General features: G+C 58.6%; 18 protein-coding genes and 3 tRNA genes. 2 read left to right on the top strand and 19 right to left on the bottom strand.

Features of this window, described 5'->3' with window-relative positions; genetic code table 11:
* Positions 1-49 precede the first annotated feature (49 nt).
* The gene (locus CAF74_RS15395; RefSeq protein WP_085746886.1) at positions 50-2239 is read right to left on the bottom strand and encodes a DUF1631 domain-containing protein; all 2190 of its coding nucleotides are present in this window, start codon (positions 2237-2239) and stop codon (positions 50-52) included.
* Between the two features lie 255 nt (positions 2240-2494).
* Here CAF74_RS15395 and nadC point away from each other — a divergent pair, with 255 nt between their 5' ends.
* Positions 2495-3343 carry a carboxylating nicotinate-nucleotide diphosphorylase gene (nadC, locus tag CAF74_RS15390; RefSeq protein ID WP_007953729.1) on the top strand — a complete coding sequence of 283 codons (849 nt, stop codon included), beginning with the start codon at positions 2495-2497 and terminating at the stop codon, positions 3341-3343.
* A gap of 88 nt (positions 3344-3431) precedes the next feature.
* Here nadC and CAF74_RS15385 read toward each other — a convergent pair whose 3' ends face one another.
* From CAF74_RS15385 to rlmE, 17 genes are all read right to left on the bottom strand, one after another.
* Positions 3432-3731, bottom strand: coding sequence for a DUF6388 family protein (locus tag CAF74_RS15385; protein ID WP_085747042.1), 300 nt, complete (start codon positions 3729-3731; stop codon positions 3432-3434).
* Between the two features lie 234 nt (positions 3732-3965).
* A tRNA-Thr gene (locus tag CAF74_RS15380) sits at positions 3966-4041 on the bottom strand.
* A gap of 130 nt (positions 4042-4171) precedes the next feature.
* Positions 4172-6277, bottom strand: a complete 2106-nt coding sequence (gene pnp, locus CAF74_RS15375; protein ID WP_011332410.1) for a polyribonucleotide nucleotidyltransferase — start codon at positions 6275-6277, stop codon at positions 4172-4174.
* Positions 6278-6471: 194 nt separating this feature from the next.
* Positions 6472-6741: a 30S ribosomal protein S15 gene (gene rpsO, locus CAF74_RS15370; RefSeq protein ID WP_011332409.1), complete on the bottom strand. Its 270-nt coding sequence runs from the start codon at positions 6739-6741 to the stop codon at positions 6472-6474.
* A gap of 141 nt (positions 6742-6882) precedes the next feature.
* Positions 6883-7800, bottom strand: a complete 918-nt coding sequence (gene truB / locus CAF74_RS15365) for a tRNA pseudouridine(55) synthase TruB (RefSeq protein WP_007953739.1) — start codon at positions 7798-7800, stop codon at positions 6883-6885.
* A gap of 4 nt (positions 7801-7804) precedes the next feature.
* Positions 7805-8206: a 30S ribosome-binding factor RbfA gene (gene rbfA, locus CAF74_RS15360; RefSeq protein WP_007953741.1), complete on the bottom strand. Its 402-nt coding sequence runs from the start codon at positions 8204-8206 to the stop codon at positions 7805-7807.
* A gap of 159 nt (positions 8207-8365) precedes the next feature.
* Complete coding sequence (infB, locus tag CAF74_RS15355; RefSeq protein WP_085746885.1) at positions 8366-10882, bottom strand: translation initiation factor IF-2; 2517 nt, start codon at positions 10880-10882, stop codon at positions 8366-8368.
* 27 nt (positions 10883-10909) lie between these two features.
* The gene (nusA, locus tag CAF74_RS15350; protein ID WP_003221546.1) at positions 10910-12391 is read right to left on the bottom strand and encodes a transcription termination factor NusA; all 1482 of its coding nucleotides are present in this window, start codon (positions 12389-12391) and stop codon (positions 10910-10912) included.
* Between the two features lie 47 nt (positions 12392-12438).
* Positions 12439-12897 (bottom strand): ribosome maturation factor RimP, encoded by a 459-nt coding sequence (gene rimP / locus CAF74_RS15345; protein ID WP_039769696.1) that lies wholly within the window; start codon positions 12895-12897, stop codon positions 12439-12441.
* A 138-nt stretch (positions 12898-13035) separates the two neighbouring features.
* A tRNA-Met gene (locus CAF74_RS15340) sits at positions 13036-13112 on the bottom strand.
* A 97-nt stretch (positions 13113-13209) separates the two neighbouring features.
* A tRNA-Leu gene (locus tag CAF74_RS15335) sits at positions 13210-13295 on the bottom strand.
* Between the two features lie 22 nt (positions 13296-13317).
* A complete protein-coding gene (secG, locus tag CAF74_RS15330; RefSeq protein WP_011332406.1) occupies positions 13318-13701 on the bottom strand; it encodes a preprotein translocase subunit SecG in 384 nt (127 codons plus the stop codon).
* A 4-nt stretch (positions 13702-13705) separates the two neighbouring features.
* Positions 13706-14461: a triose-phosphate isomerase gene (gene tpiA, locus CAF74_RS15325; protein WP_007953744.1), complete on the bottom strand. Its 756-nt coding sequence runs from the start codon at positions 14459-14461 to the stop codon at positions 13706-13708.
* Between the two features lie 65 nt (positions 14462-14526).
* A complete protein-coding gene (gene glmM, locus CAF74_RS15320; RefSeq protein WP_085746884.1) occupies positions 14527-15864 on the bottom strand; it encodes a phosphoglucosamine mutase in 1338 nt (445 codons plus the stop codon).
* A 16-nt stretch (positions 15865-15880) separates the two neighbouring features.
* Positions 15881-16732: a dihydropteroate synthase gene (folP, locus tag CAF74_RS15315; protein WP_085746883.1), complete on the bottom strand. Its 852-nt coding sequence runs from the start codon at positions 16730-16732 to the stop codon at positions 15881-15883.
* 8 nt (positions 16733-16740) lie between these two features.
* The gene (gene ftsH, locus CAF74_RS15310; protein ID WP_011332403.1) at positions 16741-18648 is read right to left on the bottom strand and encodes an ATP-dependent zinc metalloprotease FtsH; all 1908 of its coding nucleotides are present in this window, start codon (positions 18646-18648) and stop codon (positions 16741-16743) included.
* Positions 18649-18850: 202 nt separating this feature from the next.
* On the bottom strand, positions 18851-19480 hold the full coding sequence (gene rlmE / locus CAF74_RS15305) for a 23S rRNA (uridine(2552)-2'-O)-methyltransferase RlmE (protein ID WP_007953751.1): 630 nt from the start codon (positions 19478-19480) through the stop codon (positions 18851-18853).
* 101 nt (positions 19481-19581) lie between these two features.
* Here rlmE and CAF74_RS15300 point away from each other — a divergent pair, with 101 nt between their 5' ends.
* Complete coding sequence (locus CAF74_RS15300; RefSeq protein WP_007953753.1) at positions 19582-19890, top strand: YhbY family RNA-binding protein; 309 nt, start codon at positions 19582-19584, stop codon at positions 19888-19890.
* 9 nt (positions 19891-19899) lie between these two features.
* Here CAF74_RS15300 and CAF74_RS15295 read toward each other — a convergent pair whose 3' ends face one another.
* Positions 19900-20304, bottom strand: a complete 405-nt coding sequence (locus CAF74_RS15295; protein WP_085746882.1) for an MFS transporter — start codon at positions 20302-20304, stop codon at positions 19900-19902.
* Positions 20305-20310: the final 6 nt, after the last annotated feature.

The following is a 20310-nucleotide window of genomic DNA, read 5'->3' as shown; positions in this document are numbered from 1 at the left end:
GCCGACTGTGTTGGCGACCAGTATGCCGTGATCGGCCCCCGGCGCGCGATCACTTGCCGCGATTGAGCCGCCGCAGATTGCCGATTACCGACTCCAGCGCACGGTCGAACAACAAGGTGTCGTCCAGCGTCCGCACCGCGCCGCGACGGAATGCCAGGGCCAGTTCAGTGCGGTCGCGCTCCAGCACTTTCATCCCGGTGCGGTCGACGAACACGTACTTGTTGGTGGCCTCGATGATCGCCGCCAGCTTGCAGCGCAGGGTGTGTTCTTCGTCTTCTTCGAACGCCACCCAACTGCCCAGGCGCAACTGATCGACCTGACGCAAACCTGCGTCGTCGGCCGGCAAACGCGCCGGCGTGCGTGGCTGAAGGCCATCGTCGGCCATCTGCAAGACAATCGCCTGCGACACTTCAATCATTTCCGGCAATGCGGTTTGATCCGGCTCGCTGGACGGTTCGAGCAGGCGCACATGCAGCGCTTCCAGCTCACTGAAGAAGCCGCTGGTGGCAAACGGATCGAAGGCCGAACTGCTCAGGCCGTCGCGCAATGACTTGAGCAACCCCGGCACTAGCGCCAGCAGACGCAGACCGGCTTCGGCGTCGTCGTGGCGCTGCACGCTCCAGATCAATTGCTCCATGGTCTGCACGTCGGCCTGCCACTCGGCAGACTGATCGCCGTGCTTGAGGCAGGTCAGCAGCAAAACCTTGCTCCAGGCCTCCTGCACGAACGTCACCACCGACGGTGGCAGGACTTTGCCCAGCAGGCCCTGGTTCAGCGCCTGCTCGACACGCTGGCGGGCCAGTTCGGTTTTCGCCCGGCCCTCTTCGGCATCGCGTAAACGCTGTTCAAGCAATTCGCTGCGACGGCGTTCGTCACTGGTGAACGCGAGGAAGTCCGCCAGCAACTCGGAAAAAATCGCCGGGTCATCGTCGAAATCCGTCAGCAGGCGCTGCACCACTTGCTCGATGCGCAGGTACAGGCTGTCGCGCGCATTGCCGTCACACTCGCCCCAGCCCATCGCCGCTTCGGCGATTTCATTGAGCAGGCGACGCGCCGGGTGGCTGCTGCGGCTGAAGAAGCTTTTGTCGATCACCGCGACCTTCAACATCGGGATCTGCAACCGGGCGATCAGTGCCTTGAGCGAATCCGGCAGATTGCGATCATCGAGGATGCAGTCGAAGACCATCGCCACCAGATTGATCACGTCCTCGTCCGCCCCGCCGACGATTCGTGATTTGCCGCTGCGCACGCTGACCCGGGTCAGCAACTGTTCAAGTTGATGGCGCAGATCGAAATCGTCCTGCACTGCCAGCGCCGGTACGTATTGCTGCAGGTGCGAGAGCAGGCGCAGCAGGTCGCGGGTGGAAATCGGCTGGGCGGGAGCGCTGGGCTCCAGGGTCGGCGCAACGGTGCCGCGCACGTGCAGCAGCAACTCCTGCAACGCGGCGAAGACCTCCTGCACGCCCGCATCGGTCTGGGTTTTGTCGACGCCCTCGAATTCGCTCTGCACGCTGGCCACAGCCTGATCGATGGCGCGACGGGCCGGCGCCGGCTTGAGCTCGGGCAACACGCCCGTGGCGATCAGCAGTTGATTGGCTTCGGCGTAGAGTTGATCGGTATCGGCCAGCACATAGCGTTCGAACAGTTTGAGCAGGATCAGTTTGACCTTGATCTCCACCCCCAGATTGCGCCCAGCCTGCAAGAAGTATTCGCAAAGCATCGCCGGGCCCAGCGGGTTGTATTGATCGTCCAGGGTCTTGCCCAACAGCGCATTGAATCGCGCGGTCAGTTGGTCGAGGGCGAACCCGTCGCGATTCAGCACGCGGCCGACCATGGTTTCGACCGCGACGTTGCGCTCCATGTCGTCGGTGCGCGCGGTAGTGTCCTCATTCTGCAAGGCATGAGAGAGGACGGTGGGGACGGGATCGAATTGAGTGAGGCCGACAAAGGCTTCGAAAAATTGCTCGAGAAAGCCGCGCTCGATGTTCTTGCGCTTGAGGCGCAGGTCGCGCATGGCTTCGAAGAAAATGTTCTGTTCGACGTCGTTACGCGCGCGATCGGCCATTTCGAACAGGGTGTCGTCGGCGTTATCGAACAGCTCCTGCAAACCGTTGCGCAGGCGCTGGGCAGCCTTGTCGCGAACCTGAAGCAGAATCACAGGCAGGCGGGCGAGCGGCGAGTGAGTCGCCTGATCGGTAGTGGCCTTGTGCAGAGGCACTACATTCCCGTCGTTGTGCATCCAAGCCTCCTGAAACGGTGATTTGCCGACGTCAAACTCATGGCGTCAAATGCAAGGCGGATTATCTTGCAAAAGATGTCCCCGGCGCCAGAGCCGTCAGGGTTTCCCCTATGCGCCGACACCTTGCAGTGACCACGACAGAAACGGGTTTGCTCAAAGAAAATCGACCGGATGCAGCGCTGCGTGGCTGTTCTCGCCTTGGGTTGGCCGACGCCATGCCCCTATAATCGGGCCACTTAGTTTGTGGAGCCCGTTATGCCGAATCTACGTCTCGCCGATTTGACCGCCGAAATCGAAGCCAACGTGCGCCGTGCGTTGCTCGAAGACATCGGCAGCGGCGACATCACCGCGCAACTGATCCCGGCCGAACGTCTGGCCAAAGCCACCATCATCACCCGCGACGCCGCCGTCATCAGTGGTACGGCCTGGGTTGATGCAGTGTTCCGCCAGCTCGATCCAAGGGTGGCGGTGCACTGGCAGGTGCGCGATGGCGAACGGGTTTCGCCGAATCAGCCGCTGTTTCATCTGGAAGGCCCTGCCCGTTCGCTGCTGACCGGTGAGCGCAGCGCCCTGAACTTCCTGCAATTGCTGTCGGGCGTAGCGACCCGCGCGCAGTACCTGGCGGACTTCGTTGCCGAGACTTCGGTGAAACTGCTCGACACCCGCAAGACCCTGCCGGGCCTGCGTCTGGCGCAGAAATATGCGGTCACCTGCGGCGGCTGCCATAACCACCGCATCGGCCTGTACGACGCGTTCCTGATCAAGGAAAACCACATCGCCGCCAGCGGTGGCATCCCGCAGGCCATTGCCGCTGCACACAAGATCGCCCCGGGCAAGCCGGTGGAAATCGAAGTGGAAAGTCTGGAGGAGCTGAAAGAAGCGCTGGCCGCTGGTGCCGATATCATCATGCTCGACGAACTGAGCCTCGATGACATGCGCGAAGCCGTGCGCCTGAACGGCGGCAAGGCAAAACTGGAAGCCAGTGGCGGCATCAACGAAAGCACGCTGCTGCCGATCGCTCAGACCGGGGTGGACTACATCTCGATCGGCGCGATGACCAAGGATGTGAAGGCCGTGGACCTGTCGATGCGCCTGAGCATTTAAGGGCAGCGGCAAGATGCGAGCTACAAGCTGCAAGCCAAAGCGGTTGTGCTTTTACTTGTAGCTTGCGGCTTGTAGCTGGCAGCTCTCGTCAAACGACGAGATTGTTCATCTCGCAGTACTCTTCCCACTCGACACCCAGCACTTCAGCCGCTTCCTTGTGCAGTTCCAGGCGCTTGGCCTCGAACTCCTCAGGCGTGCTGGTGTACTTGAGGGTCAATTCCCAGGGTTGCAGGCCCTGGGCTTCGGCTTCGTCTTCGAACGCCCACTGGATCTGGTCCTTCTGCTCATCGGGACTCAGATCCTTGATCTCGTCCATCAGCTCAGACGCATCAAGCTTGTACTTTTCCAGCGCTTGTTCGTGGCGTTGCTCTTGAGTTAACTCGGTCATGGCGTTCTCGCTGATCATAAGAATGGAAGATGGATGTGGATCATCAAGGATCTCTCTGACGCGGACTGTCCGGCCTTCGGAACCATTCGGGATCATCTGAAAACTGCTAAGCGATGCTCATGCAGGCACCGAATATAGGACGTTTGCATGACGAATTACACGGCTCTTTACATCTCTCCCACAAAAAGTTGACCTGTGGAACATAAATGCCGGTTCAAAAGGATTGGGGAGAGGTGGTGCCCGAGACAGGAATCGAACCTGCGACCTTCGCGTTACGAGTGCGCTGCTCTACCGGCTGAGCTACACGGGCGGTGGGCTAAACCTAGCACTGGTCTTGCAGGTCGGCAACTTCGTCGAATGACTCGATATTTCACGGACAAAAAAATGCCCCGCCGTTTTCACGGCGGGGCATTTTCATTGCGCTAGGACTGCGGGGGTGATTAAACGCCCGAAGCCTTGGCAGCTGCCACGTCTTTGATGGACAGCTTGATACGGCCGCGGTTGTCCACGTCCAGTACCAGCACTTCCACTTCCTGGCCTTCTTTCAGGATGTCGGTCACTTTCTCTACGCGAGCGTCGCTCAGCATCGAGATGTGAACCAGACCGTCCTTGCCCGGCAGGATGTTGACGAATGCGCCGAAGTCGACGATGCGCTCAACCTTGCCGACGTAGATCTTGCCGATCTCGGCCTCTGCGGTGATCCCCAGAACGCGCTGACGTGCTGCTTCAGCCGCTTCCTTGGTTTCGCCGAAGATCTTGATCGAGCCGTCGTCTTCGATGTCGATCGAAGCCTTGGTCTCTTCGCAGATCGCACGGATGGTCGCGCCACCTTTACCGATAACGTCACGGATCTTGTCGGTGTCGATCTTCATCGCGATCATGGTCGGAGCGTTGGCCGACAGTTCGGTACGCGACTGGCCGATGATCTGGTTCATCTGACCGAGGATGTTCAGGCGCGCTTCCAGGGCTTGGCCCAGAGCGATTTCCATGATCTCTTCGGTGATGCCCTTGATCTTGATGTCCATCTGCAGCGCGGTCACACCTTTGGCGGTACCGGCAACTTTGAAGTCCATGTCGCCCAGGTGGTCTTCGTCACCCAGGATGTCGGTCAGAACAGCGAATTTCTCGCCTTCTTTAACCAGACCCATGGCGATACCGGCAACCGGCGCCTTCATCGGAACACCAGCGTCCATCAGGGCCAGGGAAGCGCCGCAAACGGAAGCCATCGAGCTCGAACCGTTGGACTCGGTGATTTCCGATACCACACGGATGGTGTACGGGAACACGTCAGCGGCTGGCAGCATGGCCGAAACCGAACGACGGGCCAGACGGCCGTGACCGATTTCACGACGACCGGCGCCACCCATGCGACCACACTCGCCCACCGAGAACGGAGGGAAGTTGTAGTGCAGCATGAACGGGTCTTTTTTCTCGCCTTCCAGGGTGTCCAGCAGTTGTGCGTCACGGGCGGTGCCCAGCGTCGCGACTACCAGAGCCTGGGTTTCGCCACGGGTGAACAGTGCCGAACCGTGGGTCTTCGGCAGAACGCCGACTTCGATGTTCAGCGGACGTACGGTGCGGGTGTCGCGACCGTCGATACGTGGCTTGCCGTTAACGATGTTTTCGCGAACGGTGCGGTATTCGATTTCGCCGAAAGCGGCTTTGACGTCGGCAGCCGAAGGTTGGCCTTCTTCACCGGACAGCTTGGCAACAACCTGGTCACGCAGCTCGCCCAGACGCGCATAACGGTCGGCCTTGATGGTGATAGTGTAAGCCTGGGAGATCGCTTCGCCGAACTCGGAACGGATAGCAGCCAGCAGCTCGGTGGCTTCTGGAGCAGGTGCCCAGGTCCAGGTTGGCTTGGCAGCTTCGGCAGCCAGTTCTTTAACCGCGTTGATTACGACCTGGAACTCGTCGTGAGCAAACAGTACCGCGCCCAGCATCTGGTCTTCGGTCAGCTCTTTGGCTTCCGATTCAACCATCAGCACGGCGTCCGAAGTACCGGCAACAACCATGTCCAGGCTCGAGGCAGCTTGCTGCTCGTAGGTCGGGTTCAGCAGGTAGCCGGTGCTTTCGTGGAAAGCCACGCGAGCGGCGCCGATCGGGCCGTCGAACGGAATACCGGAGATCGCCAGGGCTGCCGAGGTACCGATCATCGCAGCGATGTCCGGATCGGTCTTTTTGCTGGTGGAAACGACGGTGCAGACAACCTGCACTTCGTTCATGAAACCTTCCGGGAACAGCGGACGGATCGGACGATCGATCAGTCGGGAAGTCAGGGTTTCCTTCTCGGAAGGACGGCCTTCACGCTTGAAGAAACCGCCAGGGATCTTACCGGCAGCGTAAGTCTTTTCCTGGTAGTGAACGGACAGAGGGAAGAAGCCCTTGCCCGGATCGGCTTGCTTGGCACCGACTACGGTCACCAATACGCTGACGTCGTCGTCAACGGTGACCAATACTGCGCCGGAGGCCTGACGGGCGATACGGCCAGTCTCGAGGGTAACGGTCGACTGACCGAACTGGAATTTTTTGATTACCGGGTTCACGGTGTCCTACCTTCTTTGTGGCTCTTGGGGGAACTGGTTTCTTGCGAAATTCTTGGGCAATGCCGGGAATCGGCCCGACGCCTGTCCAGGGTAAAACGTGTATCCAGATAAAACTTGAGGCTGGGAGCCTGCCGGACGCCGGCGGAAACCCGCTGACATCTGACAGACAACCAACCTCATAGCGCAATCGCTGATTAGCGACGCAGACCCAGGCGAGCGATCAGAGCGCTGTAACGGCTCACGTCCTTGCCTTTCAGGTAGTCCAGCAGCTTGCGACGCTGGTTAACCATGCGGATCAGACCACGACGGGAGTGGTGGTCTTTACCGTTGGCCTTGAAGTGACCTTGCAGTTTGTTGATGTTGGCGGTCAGCAGTGCAACTTGCACTTCTGGCGAACCAGTGTCACCAACAGCTTGCTGGTAGTCGGCAACGATTTGAGCTTTTTCTTGAACGTCGAGAGCCATGAGGCAATCCTTTTATCAGGAAACCGTTTCAAAAACAGTTTCAACAGGCCAGGGACAAATCCCTGTATCTATAAATGAGTAGTGACCGTGCCTGTTGACAGCCACACTCGCCGGCCTGCTGTTACACAGACCGGTTTCCGGTCATTCTGACCGAATCAGTCGACGCGGCGCGATGCGCCCGTCTTCGCTCACTTCACCGATACCGATGAAGCGACCGTTGTGATCCTGTACCCGCACCATGCCGAACTTCGGAGCATCCGGGGCACGTACCGGCTGGCCGTTGAGCCAGTAGAACGCGCTCGCTTCCGAGAACTGCAGCAACGGCCAATCCTGCAGGCCGCTGTCCGATGGCATCAGGAAGCGGTCGACCGCTTCGTTGCCGCCTTCGGCATGTACCGCTTCCAGCTCTTCGAGGGTCACGGTCTGCGCCAGGGTGAAAGGCCCGGCCTGGGTACGACGCAGTTCAGCGACGTACGCACCACAACCGAGTTGCTCACCGATATCCTCCACCAGGGTGCGAATATAGGTGCCCTTGCTGCAATCTACTGCAAGACGCGCAGTATCGCCTTCGAAGGCCAGCAATTCCAAGCGCGCAATAGTAACAGAACGCGGTTCGCGCTCCACTACTTCGCCTGCACGGGCCAACTTGTACAGCGGCTGGCCATCACGCTTGAGAGCGGAGTACATCGGCGGTATCTGACTGATTTGCCCACGAAATTTCGGCAGAACCGCTTCAATGTCGGCCTGACCAACGGTCACCGGACGCTCCTGCAAAACCTCACCTTCGGCGTCCGCCGTGGTGGTGGTCTTGCCCAGTTGCGCCAGGGTTTCGTAACCCTTGTCGGAATCGAGCAGATACTGCGAGAACTTGGTCGCCTCGCCAAAGCACAGCGGCAGAACGCCGGTGGCCAGGGGATCGAGACTGCCGGTGTGACCGGCCTTCTCGGCGTTGAGCAACCAGCGGACCTTCTGCAACGCGGCGTTGGAGGTGAACCCCAGCGGCTTGTCGAGCAGGATGATGCCGCTGACGTTACGACGGATACGTTTGACCTGAGCCACCGAGTTACTCCTTGGTGTCTTCGGGTTCTGCCGCAGCCACGTGCTGATTGTCCTCAGCCACGGCGCGCTCGATCAGGGCCGACAGGTGCGCACCCCGCACGACGCTTTCGTCGTAGTGGAAGTGCAATTGCGGCACGCTGCGCAGCTTCATTTCGCGGGCCAGCTGCATGCGCAGGAAACCGGCAGCAGCGTTGAGCACCTTGATGCTTTGCGCGATGTCTTCAGCGTTATCCTGCCCCATCACGGTGATGAAGATCTTCGCGTGACCGACGTCACGGCTGACTTCCACAGCGGTAATGGTGACCAGACCGACGCGCGGGTCTTTGACTTCACGACGGATCAGTTGGGCCAGCTCACGCTGCATCTGATCGCCGATACGTTGGGTACGGCTGTATTCTTTTGCCATGATTTGTTACCTGTTACTGCCCCGCGGTGAAACCCGCAAGGTCTGAAAGCGGCAAACGCCCGGCCTGACAAAAGCCAGACCGGGCGTTGCGTTTAGAGTCCTGACGCCGTGCCGCGCACTTGCATGCGGCGGCCCGACGTGGCCCTTGAAGTGCGCGAGTCAGAGGCTGCGAGCAACCTGAACCTTCTCGAAGACTTCGATCTTGTCGCCGACTTTGACGTCGTTGTAGCTCTTCACGCCGATACCGCACTCCATGCCGGCACGTACTTCGGAAGCGTCATCCTTGAAGCGGCGCAGGGATTCCAGCTCGCCTTCGAAGATAACGATGTCTTCACGCAGTACACGGATCGGACGGTTACGGTGAACAGTACCCTCGATCACCATGCAGCCGGCGATGGCGCCGAACTTAGGCGAACGGAACACGTCACGGACTTCGGCCACACCGAGGATGTTCTCGCGAACGTCGCTGCCAAGCATGCCGGTCAGGGCTTTCTTGACGTCTTCGATGATGTCGTAGATCACGTTGTAGTAACGCATGTCCAGACCTTCCTGCTCGACGATCTTCCGTGCGCCGGCATCGGCACGCACGTTGAAGCCGAACAGTACAGCGTTGGAAGCCAGTGCCAGGTTGGCATCGGATTCGGTGATACCACCGACGCCGCCACCGACCACGCGCACTTGCACTTCGTCGTTGCCCAGGCCGTTCAGAGCGCCCTGCAAGGCTTCCAGCGAACCACGGACGTCGGATTTGAGGACGATGTTGAGCGTCTTCTTCTCTTCCTGACCCATGCTTTCGAAGATGTTTTCCAGCTTGCCGGCGTGAGCGCGAGCCAGTTTGACTTCGCGGAACTTGCCTTGACGGAACAGAGCCACTTCACGGGCTTTCTTCTCGTCGGCAACCACGCTCATCTCGTCGCCAGCGTCAGGCGTACCGTCCAGGCCGAGGATCTCGACCGGAATGGCCGGGCCCGCTTCCTTGATCGGCTTGCCGTTCTCGTCGAGCATGGCGCGCACGCGGCCATAGTTCGAGCCGACCAGCACCATGTCGCCTTGACGCAGCGTACCGTCCTGAACCAGAACAGTCGCCACCGGGCCACGGCCCTTGTCCAGACGCGATTCAACCACGACACCACGGCCAGGAGCCGATGGAGTGGCAGTCAGTTCGAGAACTTCGGCTTGCAGCAATACAGCTTCAAGCAGTTCGTCGACGCCGGTACCCATCTTCGCGGAAACCGGAACGAATGGAGTGTCGCCACCCCAGTCTTCGGAGGTCACGCCGTGGGCCGACAGTTCGCTACGGATGCGATCGAGATCTGCACCCGGCTTGTCGATCTTGTTCACCGCAACTACCAGCGGAACGCCAGCAGCAACAGCGTGCTGAACAGCTTCGATGGTTTGTGGCATCACGCCGTCGTCCGCCGCAACCACCAGGATCACGATGTCCGTCGCCTTGGCACCACGGGCACGCATGGCGGTAAACGCGGCGTGACCAGGGGTGTCGAGGAAGGTGACCATGCCGCGTTCGGTTTCAACGTGGTATGCACCGATGTGCTGGGTGATACCGCCGGCTTCGCCAGCAGCTACCTTGGCACGACGGATGTAGTCGAGCAGCGAGGTCTTACCGTGGTCAACGTGACCCATTACGGTCACAACCGGCGCACGAGGAACTGCTTCACCTTCGAACTTCAGGGACTCGGCCAAGGAATCTTCCAGAGCGGTGTCGCTGACCAGGGTCACTTTGTGGCCCAGTTCTTCGGCTACCAGTTGAGCAGTTTCCTGATCAAGCACCTGGTTGATGGTCGCTGGAGTACCCAGTTTGAACATGAACTTGATGATTTCGGCAGCTTTAACCGACATCTGCTGAGCGAGATCGCCAACAGTGATGGTTTCGCCGATCTTCACTTCACGCACGACAGGACCGGTAGGGCTCTGGAAACCGTGGGCGTTGCGTTTCTTCAGCTTGGCCTTGCCGCGACCGCCGCGACGGAAGCCATCGCTTTCTTCATCGGTAGTGCGTGGCGCCACACGTGGAGCCGGAGCCTTTTCCTTGACCGATGCGCGATGCGGAGCGTTTTTGCGCTCGCCATCACCACCGCCACGACGGTTGTTGTCGTCGGCACGTGGTTTGTCCGGACGGCGCTGTTCGTCACGCTTGCGAGTGTCGGCAGCTGGGGCAGCAGCCACAACCGGCGCGGCTTCGCGCACTGGTTCGGCCACTGGCGCAGGTGCAGCGACGGCTTCGGAAGGAGCGGACGGCGCAGCAGGCTGGCGACGCGCTTCTTCTTCGGCGCGAACGCGGGCTTCTTCTTCAGCCTTCTGACGGGCAGCATTTTCTACTGCGCGACGTTCATCCAGTTCACGCTTGCGCTCGGCTTCGATTTCTTCCGGGCTACGCTGTACGAAAACTTTCTTCTTGCGGACTTCAACGCTGATGCTTTTGCTGCCAGCCACACGCAGGGTGCTGGTGGTTTTACGCTGCAGCGTGATCTTGCGTGGTTCTTCCACTTTCGCCTTGTGGCTGCTTTTCAAGTGGGTCAGCAGGGATTGCTTCTCACTGTCAGTCACATTTTCTTCGGCGGCGGTGTGCGGCAGACCTGCCTCACGCATCTGCTGCAACAGGCGCTCTACCGGTGTTTTGACCTCATCGGCCAGTTGTTTCACCGTGACTTGCGTCATGCACTTCTCTCCTCAGGCCGCGCCTAATTACTCGAACCAGTGGGCTCGGGCGGCCATGATCAACTTGCCGGCACGATCATCGTCAATGCCGTCGATGTCGAGCAGGTCGTCAATAGACTGCTCGGCCAGGTCTTCGCGGGTAATTACGCCGCGCACCGCCAGTTCCATCGCCAAATCCTTGTCCATACCCTCAAGCGAGAGCAGGTCTTCGGCCGGATGGGCGTCTGCCAGCTTTTCCTCAGTAGCGATGGCTTTGGTCAACAAGCGATCCTTGGCACGAGCGCGAAGCTCGTTGACGATGTCTTCGTCAAAGCCGTCGATGTTGAGCATTTCTTCCAACGGTACGTAGGCAATCTCTTCCAGGCTGGTGAAGCCTTCGTCTACCAGCACCTGAGCCAGCTCTTCGTCGACTTCCAGCTCGTCGATGAAGTTGCGCAGGATGTCGCCGGTTTCCGCTTGTTGCTTAGCCTGGATGTCCGATTCGGTCATCACGTTCAGGGTCCAGCCAGTCAGCTGGCTCGCCAGACGCACGTTCTGACCACCACGACCGATGGCCTGAGCCAGATTGTCTGCGCCAACGGCGATGTCCATGGCATGGGCATCTTCGTCAACGATGATGGCCGCCACTTCTGCCGGCGACATGGCATTGATCACGAACTGAGCCGGGTTGTCGTCCCACAGGACGATATCGACACGCTCGCCACCCAACTCGCCCGACACGGCCTGGACGCGCGAACCGCGCATACCGATGCACGCGCCTTGCGGGTCGATGCGTTTGTCCTTGGAGCGGACAGCGATCTTGGCACGCGAACCCGGATCACGGGATGCGGCCATGACTTCGATCAGGCCTTCAGCGATTTCCGGCACTTCGATACGGAACAGCTCGATCAGCATTTCCGGCGCGGTACGCGACAGGATCAGCTGAGGGCCGCGGTTCTCGGTGCGGATTTCCTTGAGCAGCGCACGCAGACGCACGCCAACACGGAAGGTTTCGCGAGAGATGATGTCTTCACGGGCCAGCAACGCTTCAGCGTTATTACCCAGGTCGACGATCACGTTGTCGCGGGTCACTTTCTTCACGGTGCCGGAGATGATTTCTCCCAGGCGCTCGCGATAAGCGTCAACCACTTGAGCGCGCTCGGCTTCGCGCACTTTCTGCACGATGACCTGCTTGGCGGTCTGCGCAGCGATGCGGCCGAACTCGATGGACTCGATCTTTTCTTCAACGACGTCGCCAACCTTGGCGCCAGGGTGCGTTTCAGCAACCTTGCTCGGCCAGGTTTCGATGGCCGGATCATCGAGATCATTCTCTTCGACGACCGTCCAGCGACGGAAAGTTTCGTAAGAACCGGTGTGGCGGTTGATTTCCACACGCAGATCAACTTCGTCTTCAAAACGCTTTTTGGTAGCAGTGGCTAGAGCCAGCTCCAGCGCTTCAAAAATTACGCTTGCCGGTACACCCTTTTCATTGGATACCGACTCAACAACCAGCAGTACTTCTTTGCTCATCGTACGCCTCGCCTTTCGCAAGCCATTGGATCCGCGGGATCCGCGTCTCAGTCAAAACTGGGAATAATGTTGGCCTTGTCGATCATATCGATCGGCAACAGGAACTCATGGTCATCTACCTGCACCACGACGTCCTGCTCTTCTACACCGCGCAGAAGGCCCTGAAAGTTGCGTCGACCTTCGAAAGGCGAGCGCAGCTTGATCTTCACTTGTTCACCGACATATTTGGCAAACTGCTCAAGAGTGAACAGTGGGCGTTCCATGCCTGGCGAGGAAACTTCAAGGGTGTATTCAACGGAGATCGGATCTTCAACATCCAGCACACCGCTGATCTGACGGCTGACGATGGCGCAATCGTCCACCAGTACGCCGCCTTCCTTATCGATATAAACGCGCAACATTGAGTGGCGACCTTGAGCCGAAAACTCAATACCCCAGCATTCATAGCCTAGGGCCACGACCACCGGGGCCAGCAAGGCCTGCAACTCTTCTAGCTTGCTCGACACCTGAACCCCCTCGTGCATGTATGTGCATGCTATGCAAAATAAAAAAATGGGCGAAACGCCCATCCTTGAAACGCCGTCGAACAGCGGCGTCGAAAGTGTCCAGCTAACAAAAAGCCCCTTAAAAGGGGCTCCTTAAACTGGTTGCGGGGGCCGGATTTGAACCGACGACCTTCGGGTTATGAGCCCGACGAGCTACCAGACTGCTCCACCCCGCGACAAAGCTGGGGCGGAAGTATACGACCGATCCCTTATAGGGTCAATGTAACCTTCCACCTGCAAGAAAGCCCGCAACAGCGGGCTCTCCTGACTAATTGGTACCGAGAAGGGGACTCGAACCCCTACACCCTATGGGCACAACCACCTCAAGGTTGCGTGTCTACCAATTCCACCACCTCGGCAATACTACGTTTGAAACTCTTCTTACTTCTGCTCTTGAGCTGGAGGTACGTCAGTCGCTGGAGTAGCCGACTTTTGCTCTTGAAGCACCGGGACATCATCAGAAGCCGGTTGTTGCTTTGGAACTTCCAACACTGCCGGGTTTGGCAAACCTGCTTGAGTCAGCTGATGAGCCTTCTCTTTAGCAAAGTATCCTAACCCCAAGCTGGTTATGAAGAAACCGGCGGCAAGTATAGCAGTAAACTTACTAAGAAAGGTAGAGGAACCTTGGCTTCCGAACACAGTATTTGAAGCACCTGCTCCGAAAGACGCGCCAGCATCCGCACCTTTACCCTGCTGCAGCAAAACCAGAGCAACTACGCCCAATGCACCCAGCAGATGAAAAACGACTACGACTGTTTCCAGCATTTTTTCAGTTTCCCGCGGCGCGACAAATCGCACCGAACTCATCTGCATTCAGGGAAGCTCCACCAATGAGCCCCCCATCGATATCCGGCATGCCGAACAGTTCGACCGCATTGGCCGCCTTCACGCTGCCGCCGTATAGAAGCCGCACACCTCGTGCCACTTCAGAATTCTCTGCCGCCAACTGCTCGCGAATGGCTTTATGCACATCCTGAGCCTGTTGCGGCGTTGCAGTCAGTCCAGTACCAATCGCCCAGACCGGCTCGTAAGCGATCACTGCGTTGGCAAAAGCACCGACACCCAGCTCCTCGATGATACTGCCCAGCTGACGCCCGACAACCTCAAGAGTTTTTCCGGCTTCACGCTGCTCCAGGGTCTCCCCTACGCACAACACCGGAATCAAGCCACATGCCTGTGCCGCTGCGAACTTGCGATTCAGCATTCCGTCTCGCTCGCCCATGATCTGACGGCGTTCGGAGTGCCCGACAAGCACCAGGGAACAACCTGCATCCACCAACTGACTCGGCGCAATCTCGCCCGTCAACGCACCTTGCATGGATTCCACCGCAGAGTTCTGCGCACCGACCGAAATCGATTTGCCTTTCAAGCCATCAATCACTTGATTGATATACAAGCAAGGCGGGAATACCGCGACATCAACACCGCTTGGCAAGGCCAGATGACGAAGGCCGTTGATCAGCTCAGCGACGCTGGCGCGGGTACCGTGCATCTTCCAGTTACCAGCTACCATAGGGCGACGCATGCTGTACCTCGTCGGTCAAAGTGGGCGCAGATGTTACCCAACACAATCATGGCTGGCAAGCCGAATCAGGCAGAAACTTCAGTTACCAGTTTTGCCAGTTCTTCGGCATAGCCACGAACCTGGGTTTCGTCCTCACCTTCGACCATCACACGCACCAGAGGCTCTGTCCCGGACTTGCGCAAAAGCACACGGCCACGACCCGCCATCGCCTCGGTCACACGCTTGCTGGCTTCCTTGACAGCCGGATGATCAAGCGGGCTGTCGCCACCGCCGAAACGTACATTGATCAGCACCTGAGGACACTTGCGCAGGGCCTGGCGCGTTTGCGCCAAACCTTCGTTACGGGCTTTCAACGCCATCAACACCTGCAACGCCGCGATGATCGCATCGCCAGTCGTCGTGTGATTGAAGCAGACGACATGTCCGGAGTTCTCGCCCCCGACCAGCCAATCACGCTCCAGCAATTCGGCAATCACATAGCGGTCGCCGACATTTGCACGCACAAAAGGAATACCCAGATCCGCCAGAGCCAGCTCCAGACCCAGATTGCTCATCAGCGTACCGACCACCCCCCCCTGCAACTTGCCTCGCTCATGCAGATCGCGCGCAATAATGAAGATCAGCTCATCGCCATCAACAATCGCACCCGTGTGATCAACCATCAACACCCGGTCGCCATCGCCGTCGAATGCGATCCCGAGGTCAGCGTGCTCCGACAGCACCGCCGCCTGCAACTGCCCCATGTGAGTGGAGCCACAGTTGTCGTTGATATTCAGACCATTGGGCTGCGCGGACAGCACCACGACTTCGGCACCCAGCTCACGGAAAACGCTCGGTGCGACCTTGTAGGTTGCTCCGTGTGCGCAGTCGATGACAATTTTCAGGCCAGAAAAACTGGTACCCGTCGGTACAGAACTCTTGCAGAACTCGATATAGCGACCGGACGCATCATTGATTCGCGAAACCTTGCCGATCTTGCTCGACTCAACGACCGTCATCGGCGTGTCGAGCAGCTCTTCGATCATCAGCTCCAGCTCATCAGGCAGCTTGGTACCTCTGCCGGAGAAAAACTTGATGCCGTTGTCGTCATGCGGATTGTGCGATGCGCTGATCACGATTCCGGCCTCGGCCTGGAATGTACGCGACAAATAGGCGATGGCCGGAGTCGGCATCGGACCGAGCAGCATCACATCAGCACCTGCGGAAGTCAGGCCGGCCTCAAGGGCCGACTCGAACATGTAGCCGGAAATCCGCGTGTCCTTGCCGACCAGCACCTTGCAGGCGCCCATCTTGCGAAAGGCCATGCCGGCAGCCCAGCCGAGCTTGAGCATGAAGTCAGGAGTAATCGGATATTCCCCGACACGACCACGAATGCCGTCAGTACCAAAATATTTCTTGCTCATAAGTGCTCCATCATTCTTATTCGGCTGATTCCACGGCTGCGAGCATTCGCACCACGTCCACCGTTTCCGCCACATCATGGACGCGCAATATACGCGCACCCTTCACCGACGCCAGTGCAGCCAGTGCCAAACCACCGTATAGACGCTCGCCCACCGGGCGATTCAATGCGTGACCGATCATGCTTTTGCGCGAAACGCCCACCAACAGTGGCCGCCCCAGCGCATGCAGGGCTTCCATATGCTTGAACAAGCTTAGATTGTGCTGCAGGGTTTTGGCGAAGCCGAAGCCCGGATCAAGAATGATCCGCTCGGCCGGAATACCTGCCACCTCACACTGAGCCATGCGCTCGGCGAGAAATTCGCCCACCTCCCGGGTGACATCCTGATAACGCGGATCATCCTGCATGTCGCCAGGCTCGCCGAGCATATGCATGAGACATACAGGCAACCCGGTGGCAGCAGCAGCATCCAACGCGCCATCCCGCCGTAGCGAACGAACGTCGTTGATCAAACCGGCACCCAACCGCGCTGTTTCGCGCATGACCGCCGGAGTGGACGTATCGACCGATATGACCACATCCAGCTCGCGGTTGATCAGCTCAACGACAGGAGCGACACGTTCCAGCTCCTCCAATGGAGAAACCGCCCGCGCGCCGGGCCGGGTTGACTCCCCACCCACATCGATCAGCGTTGCACCCGCCGCAACCATGGTTTCGGCATGACGCAAGGCCGCATCGAGCTGGCTGTATCGGCCACCGTCGGAAAATGAATCGGGAGTGACATTGAGAATGCCCATGACATGCGTCCGGGCCAAATCAAGAACCCGGTTGCCGCAAGGCAACCGGGTCAGGGACTGTACAGAAGTCATTTCAAACCTTAAACGTCGGCAGCCGGACCGCCAATCGGTGTTTCCGGACGCTCGCCCTGAATGACAGGAGGCGTACCAGTACCGGTACCGCCCGACCAGTCGCGAGGCTCGCGAGGTGTACGACCGGCCATGATGTCGTCGATCTGTTCGGCATCGATCGTCTCGTACTTCATCAGGGCATCCGCCATGGCATCGAGCTTGTCGCGATTGTCCGTAAGGATCTGCTTGGCGGTGCCATAGCACTGATCGATGATGCTGCGCACTTCGGAGTCGATCAGCTTCGCTGTCTCACCGGAGAAGCTCGCATTCTGACCGCCACCACCGCGACCGAGGAATACTTCACCTTCCTCTTCCGCGTACATCAACGGACCGAGTTTTTCCGACAGGCCCCACTTGGTCACCATGTTCCGCGCAATCTGACTCGCGCGCATGATGTCGTTGGAAGCACCTGTGGTCACACCGTCGAAGCCCAAAGTCATCTCTTCAGCAATACGGCCGCCGTACAGCGAGCAGATCTGACTGATCAGCGCACGCTTGGACAGACTGTAGCGATCCTCTTCCGGCAGGAACATGGTCACACCCAGCGCACGACCGCGCGGGATGATCGACACTTTGTAGACCGGATCATGCTCGGGCACGACGCGACCAACAATGGCGTGGCCTGCTTCGTGATAAGCGGTGTTCTGCTTTTCCTTCTCGGACATGACCATGGATTTGCGCTCGGCGCCCATCATGATCTTGTCTTTGGCCAGTTCGAACTCTTTCATTTCGACGATGCGCTTGCCGGCACGGGCGGCGAACAGCGAAGCCTCGTTGACCAGGTTCGCCAGATCGGCACCGGAGAACCCCGGAGTACCACGTGCGATAACGGCCGGAGCAACGTCGTCACCCATTGGCACTTTACGCATGTGAACCTTGAGGATCTGCTCGCGACCACGGATGTCCGGCAAACCAACCACCACCTGACGGTCGAAACGACCAGGTCGCAGCAACGCAGGGTCCAGCACGTCAGGACGGTTGGTCGCAGCGATGACGATGATGCCGTCATTCATTTCGAAACCGTCCATCTCGACCAGCAACTGGTTGAGCGTCTGTTCGCGCTCGTCGTGACCGCCACCCATGCCCGCACCACGATGGCGACCAACGGCGTCGATCTCGTCGATGAATATAATGCACGGAGCGTGTTTCTTGGCCTGTTCGAACATGTCACGAACGCGGCTGGCACCGACACCTACGAACATTTCGACGAAGTCGGAACCGGAAATGGTGAAGAACGGCACTTTGGCTTCGCCGGCAATCGCCTTGGCCAGCAAGGTTTTACCGGTACCCGGAGGGCCGACCATCAGCACGCCGCGAGGAATGCGGCCGCCCAGGCGCTGGAACTTGCCCGGATCACGGAGGAACTCGACCAGTTCGCCCACTTCTTCCTTGGCTTCGTCGCAACCGGCAACGTCAGCCAGGGTGGTTTTCACCTGATCTTCGGACAGCAGACGCGCCTTGCTCTTGCCAAAGCTCATCGGCCCGCCCTTGCCGCCCGCACCGCCCTGCATCTGGCGCATGAAGAACATGAACACCGCGATGATCACCAGGATCGGGAAGCTGGCCACCAGAAGCTGGGTCCAGATGCTTTGCTGCTCAGGCTGCTTGCCTTCGACTACAACGTGGTTGTCGACCAGATCGCCGATCAGGCCATTGTCCTGGATTGCCGGACGAATGGTCTTGAAGCTGTCGCCATCGTTGCGTTTGCCGGTAATCACGTAGCCGTCGACGGCCACGCGCTCGACCTTGCCATCCTTGACCTGCTGGATGAAGTCGGAATAGTTGAGGGTCTGCGGCTCGTTAGGGCTGGAGAAGTTGTTCATCACCGTCACCAGGACAGCCGCGATGATCAACCACAGGATCAGATTCTTTGCCATATCGTTCAATTAACTACCCTCTGAAGCAAGCTCCGCTACTGGCGCGCGCTTCGCATGATATTCACCGGCCTAACTTACTACATTACCTACAGCTCTGGCAGGCGCCGTCTGTAACCCTTTGTGAAACACTTTCTACACAATATTCGCTTATGCGCGCGGGGCGAAATACGAAAAACCTATCACCCCGCCAAAAAACCTCGTTTTACTCGCTACGACCGCGATAGCCCCAAGCCAGCATGTACTGCTCGCGAGAGCTGCCACGAGAGGAGTCCGGCTTGATCATCTGGATCTTGTCGAACTTCTTTCGAGCATCCTTCAGGTAAACATCGAACCCTTCGCCCTGAAAAATCTTGATCACAAAATTGCCACCCGGCTTGAGTATCCGCTCCGCCAGATCAAGCGCCAGCTCGCAAAGGAACATGGCTTTTGGCATATCCACTTCAGGCGTACCACTCATATTGGGGGCCATATCGGAAATCACAAGGTCCACCTGCGAATTACCCACAGCCTCAAGGATCTGAGCGAGCACTGCATCCTCGGTGAAGTCACCCTGAATGAAAGTCACGTCCGGAATACTGTCCATTTCCAGGATGTCCGAGGCGATCAATCGCCCCTGACCACCGATCAGCCGGCTGGTGACCTGCGACCAGCCGCCAGGTGCCGCGCCGAGGTCGACGACGTTCATGCCCGGACGGATCAGTTTGTATTTCTCTTGGATCTCCAGAAGCTTGTAACTCGCACGCGAGCGGTAGCCATCCTTCTGCGCTTGCTTCACATAGGGATCATTGACATGTCTTTTCAGCCAACCAAGGCTTGTCTTGGAACGCGCCATTGGGCACCTCGTTGATTAGGGTCGTGATTAATTGGGCGGATCCACGAGCCCTCGGGTAAAATGGCCGCCATTTTACAGAATCCAGACGAAAGGGTCAGATTATGCCGCTCACTCCAGAGCAGAAGAAACAGTACAAATCCATTGGCCACCACCTGAAACCAGTTCTGACTGTGGCTGACAACGGTTTGACTGAGGGTGTTCTAGCCGAACTCGAACGCGCATTGGCAGATCACGAGCTGATCAAGATCAAGCTCAACATCCTCGATCGCGAGGCGCGCCTGGCGTCCGTTGCAGAGCTGTGCAAGACCGGCAAGGCCGATCTGGTGCAAGTCATCGGCAAGATGGCACTGATTTACCGCAAGAACTTCAGCGTCAACAAGCAGCTGTCGAACGTCCATCGCTTCAAGTGATGGCAAGGGTCAAGGGTGTGCTTCGCGCACCCTGCCACTCCATCCCGGCACCGGCTGCAATACCAGCACCAACCCGGAAAAACCCAACACAAGAAAGCTGAACACCTGCCAGCGCTGCGCATCCGGCCAGCCGACACGCACTGCGACAAACATCGCACACGCATACAACGCCATCAGCAACACCTGCCCGCGAAAATCCCGCCATAGACTGGCAAGGCCCTCGGCCTGTACCAGCACCAAAGCCTGAAATATCACACACGCGACGGCAAAACCCACTACCGCCACTTCAAACGTACTTGCAACTTCGTCGATCAGCAGCGGAGCCAGGCCAATCCGACCCAGCACCGGCCGCAGACCGAGATGTACCAACCACAGGCCACCGACCCACAACATCTGGGCCAGTTGCCAGAGCATCGCGCC

This window comes from Pseudomonas sp. R45(2017) (genome assembly GCF_002112305.1).
Classification (GTDB): domain Bacteria; phylum Pseudomonadota; class Gammaproteobacteria; order Pseudomonadales; family Pseudomonadaceae; genus Aquipseudomonas; species Aquipseudomonas paraglycinae.
The sequence above is the reverse complement of the archived record's forward strand: the minus strand, read 5'-3'. Positions and strand labels throughout refer to the sequence as shown.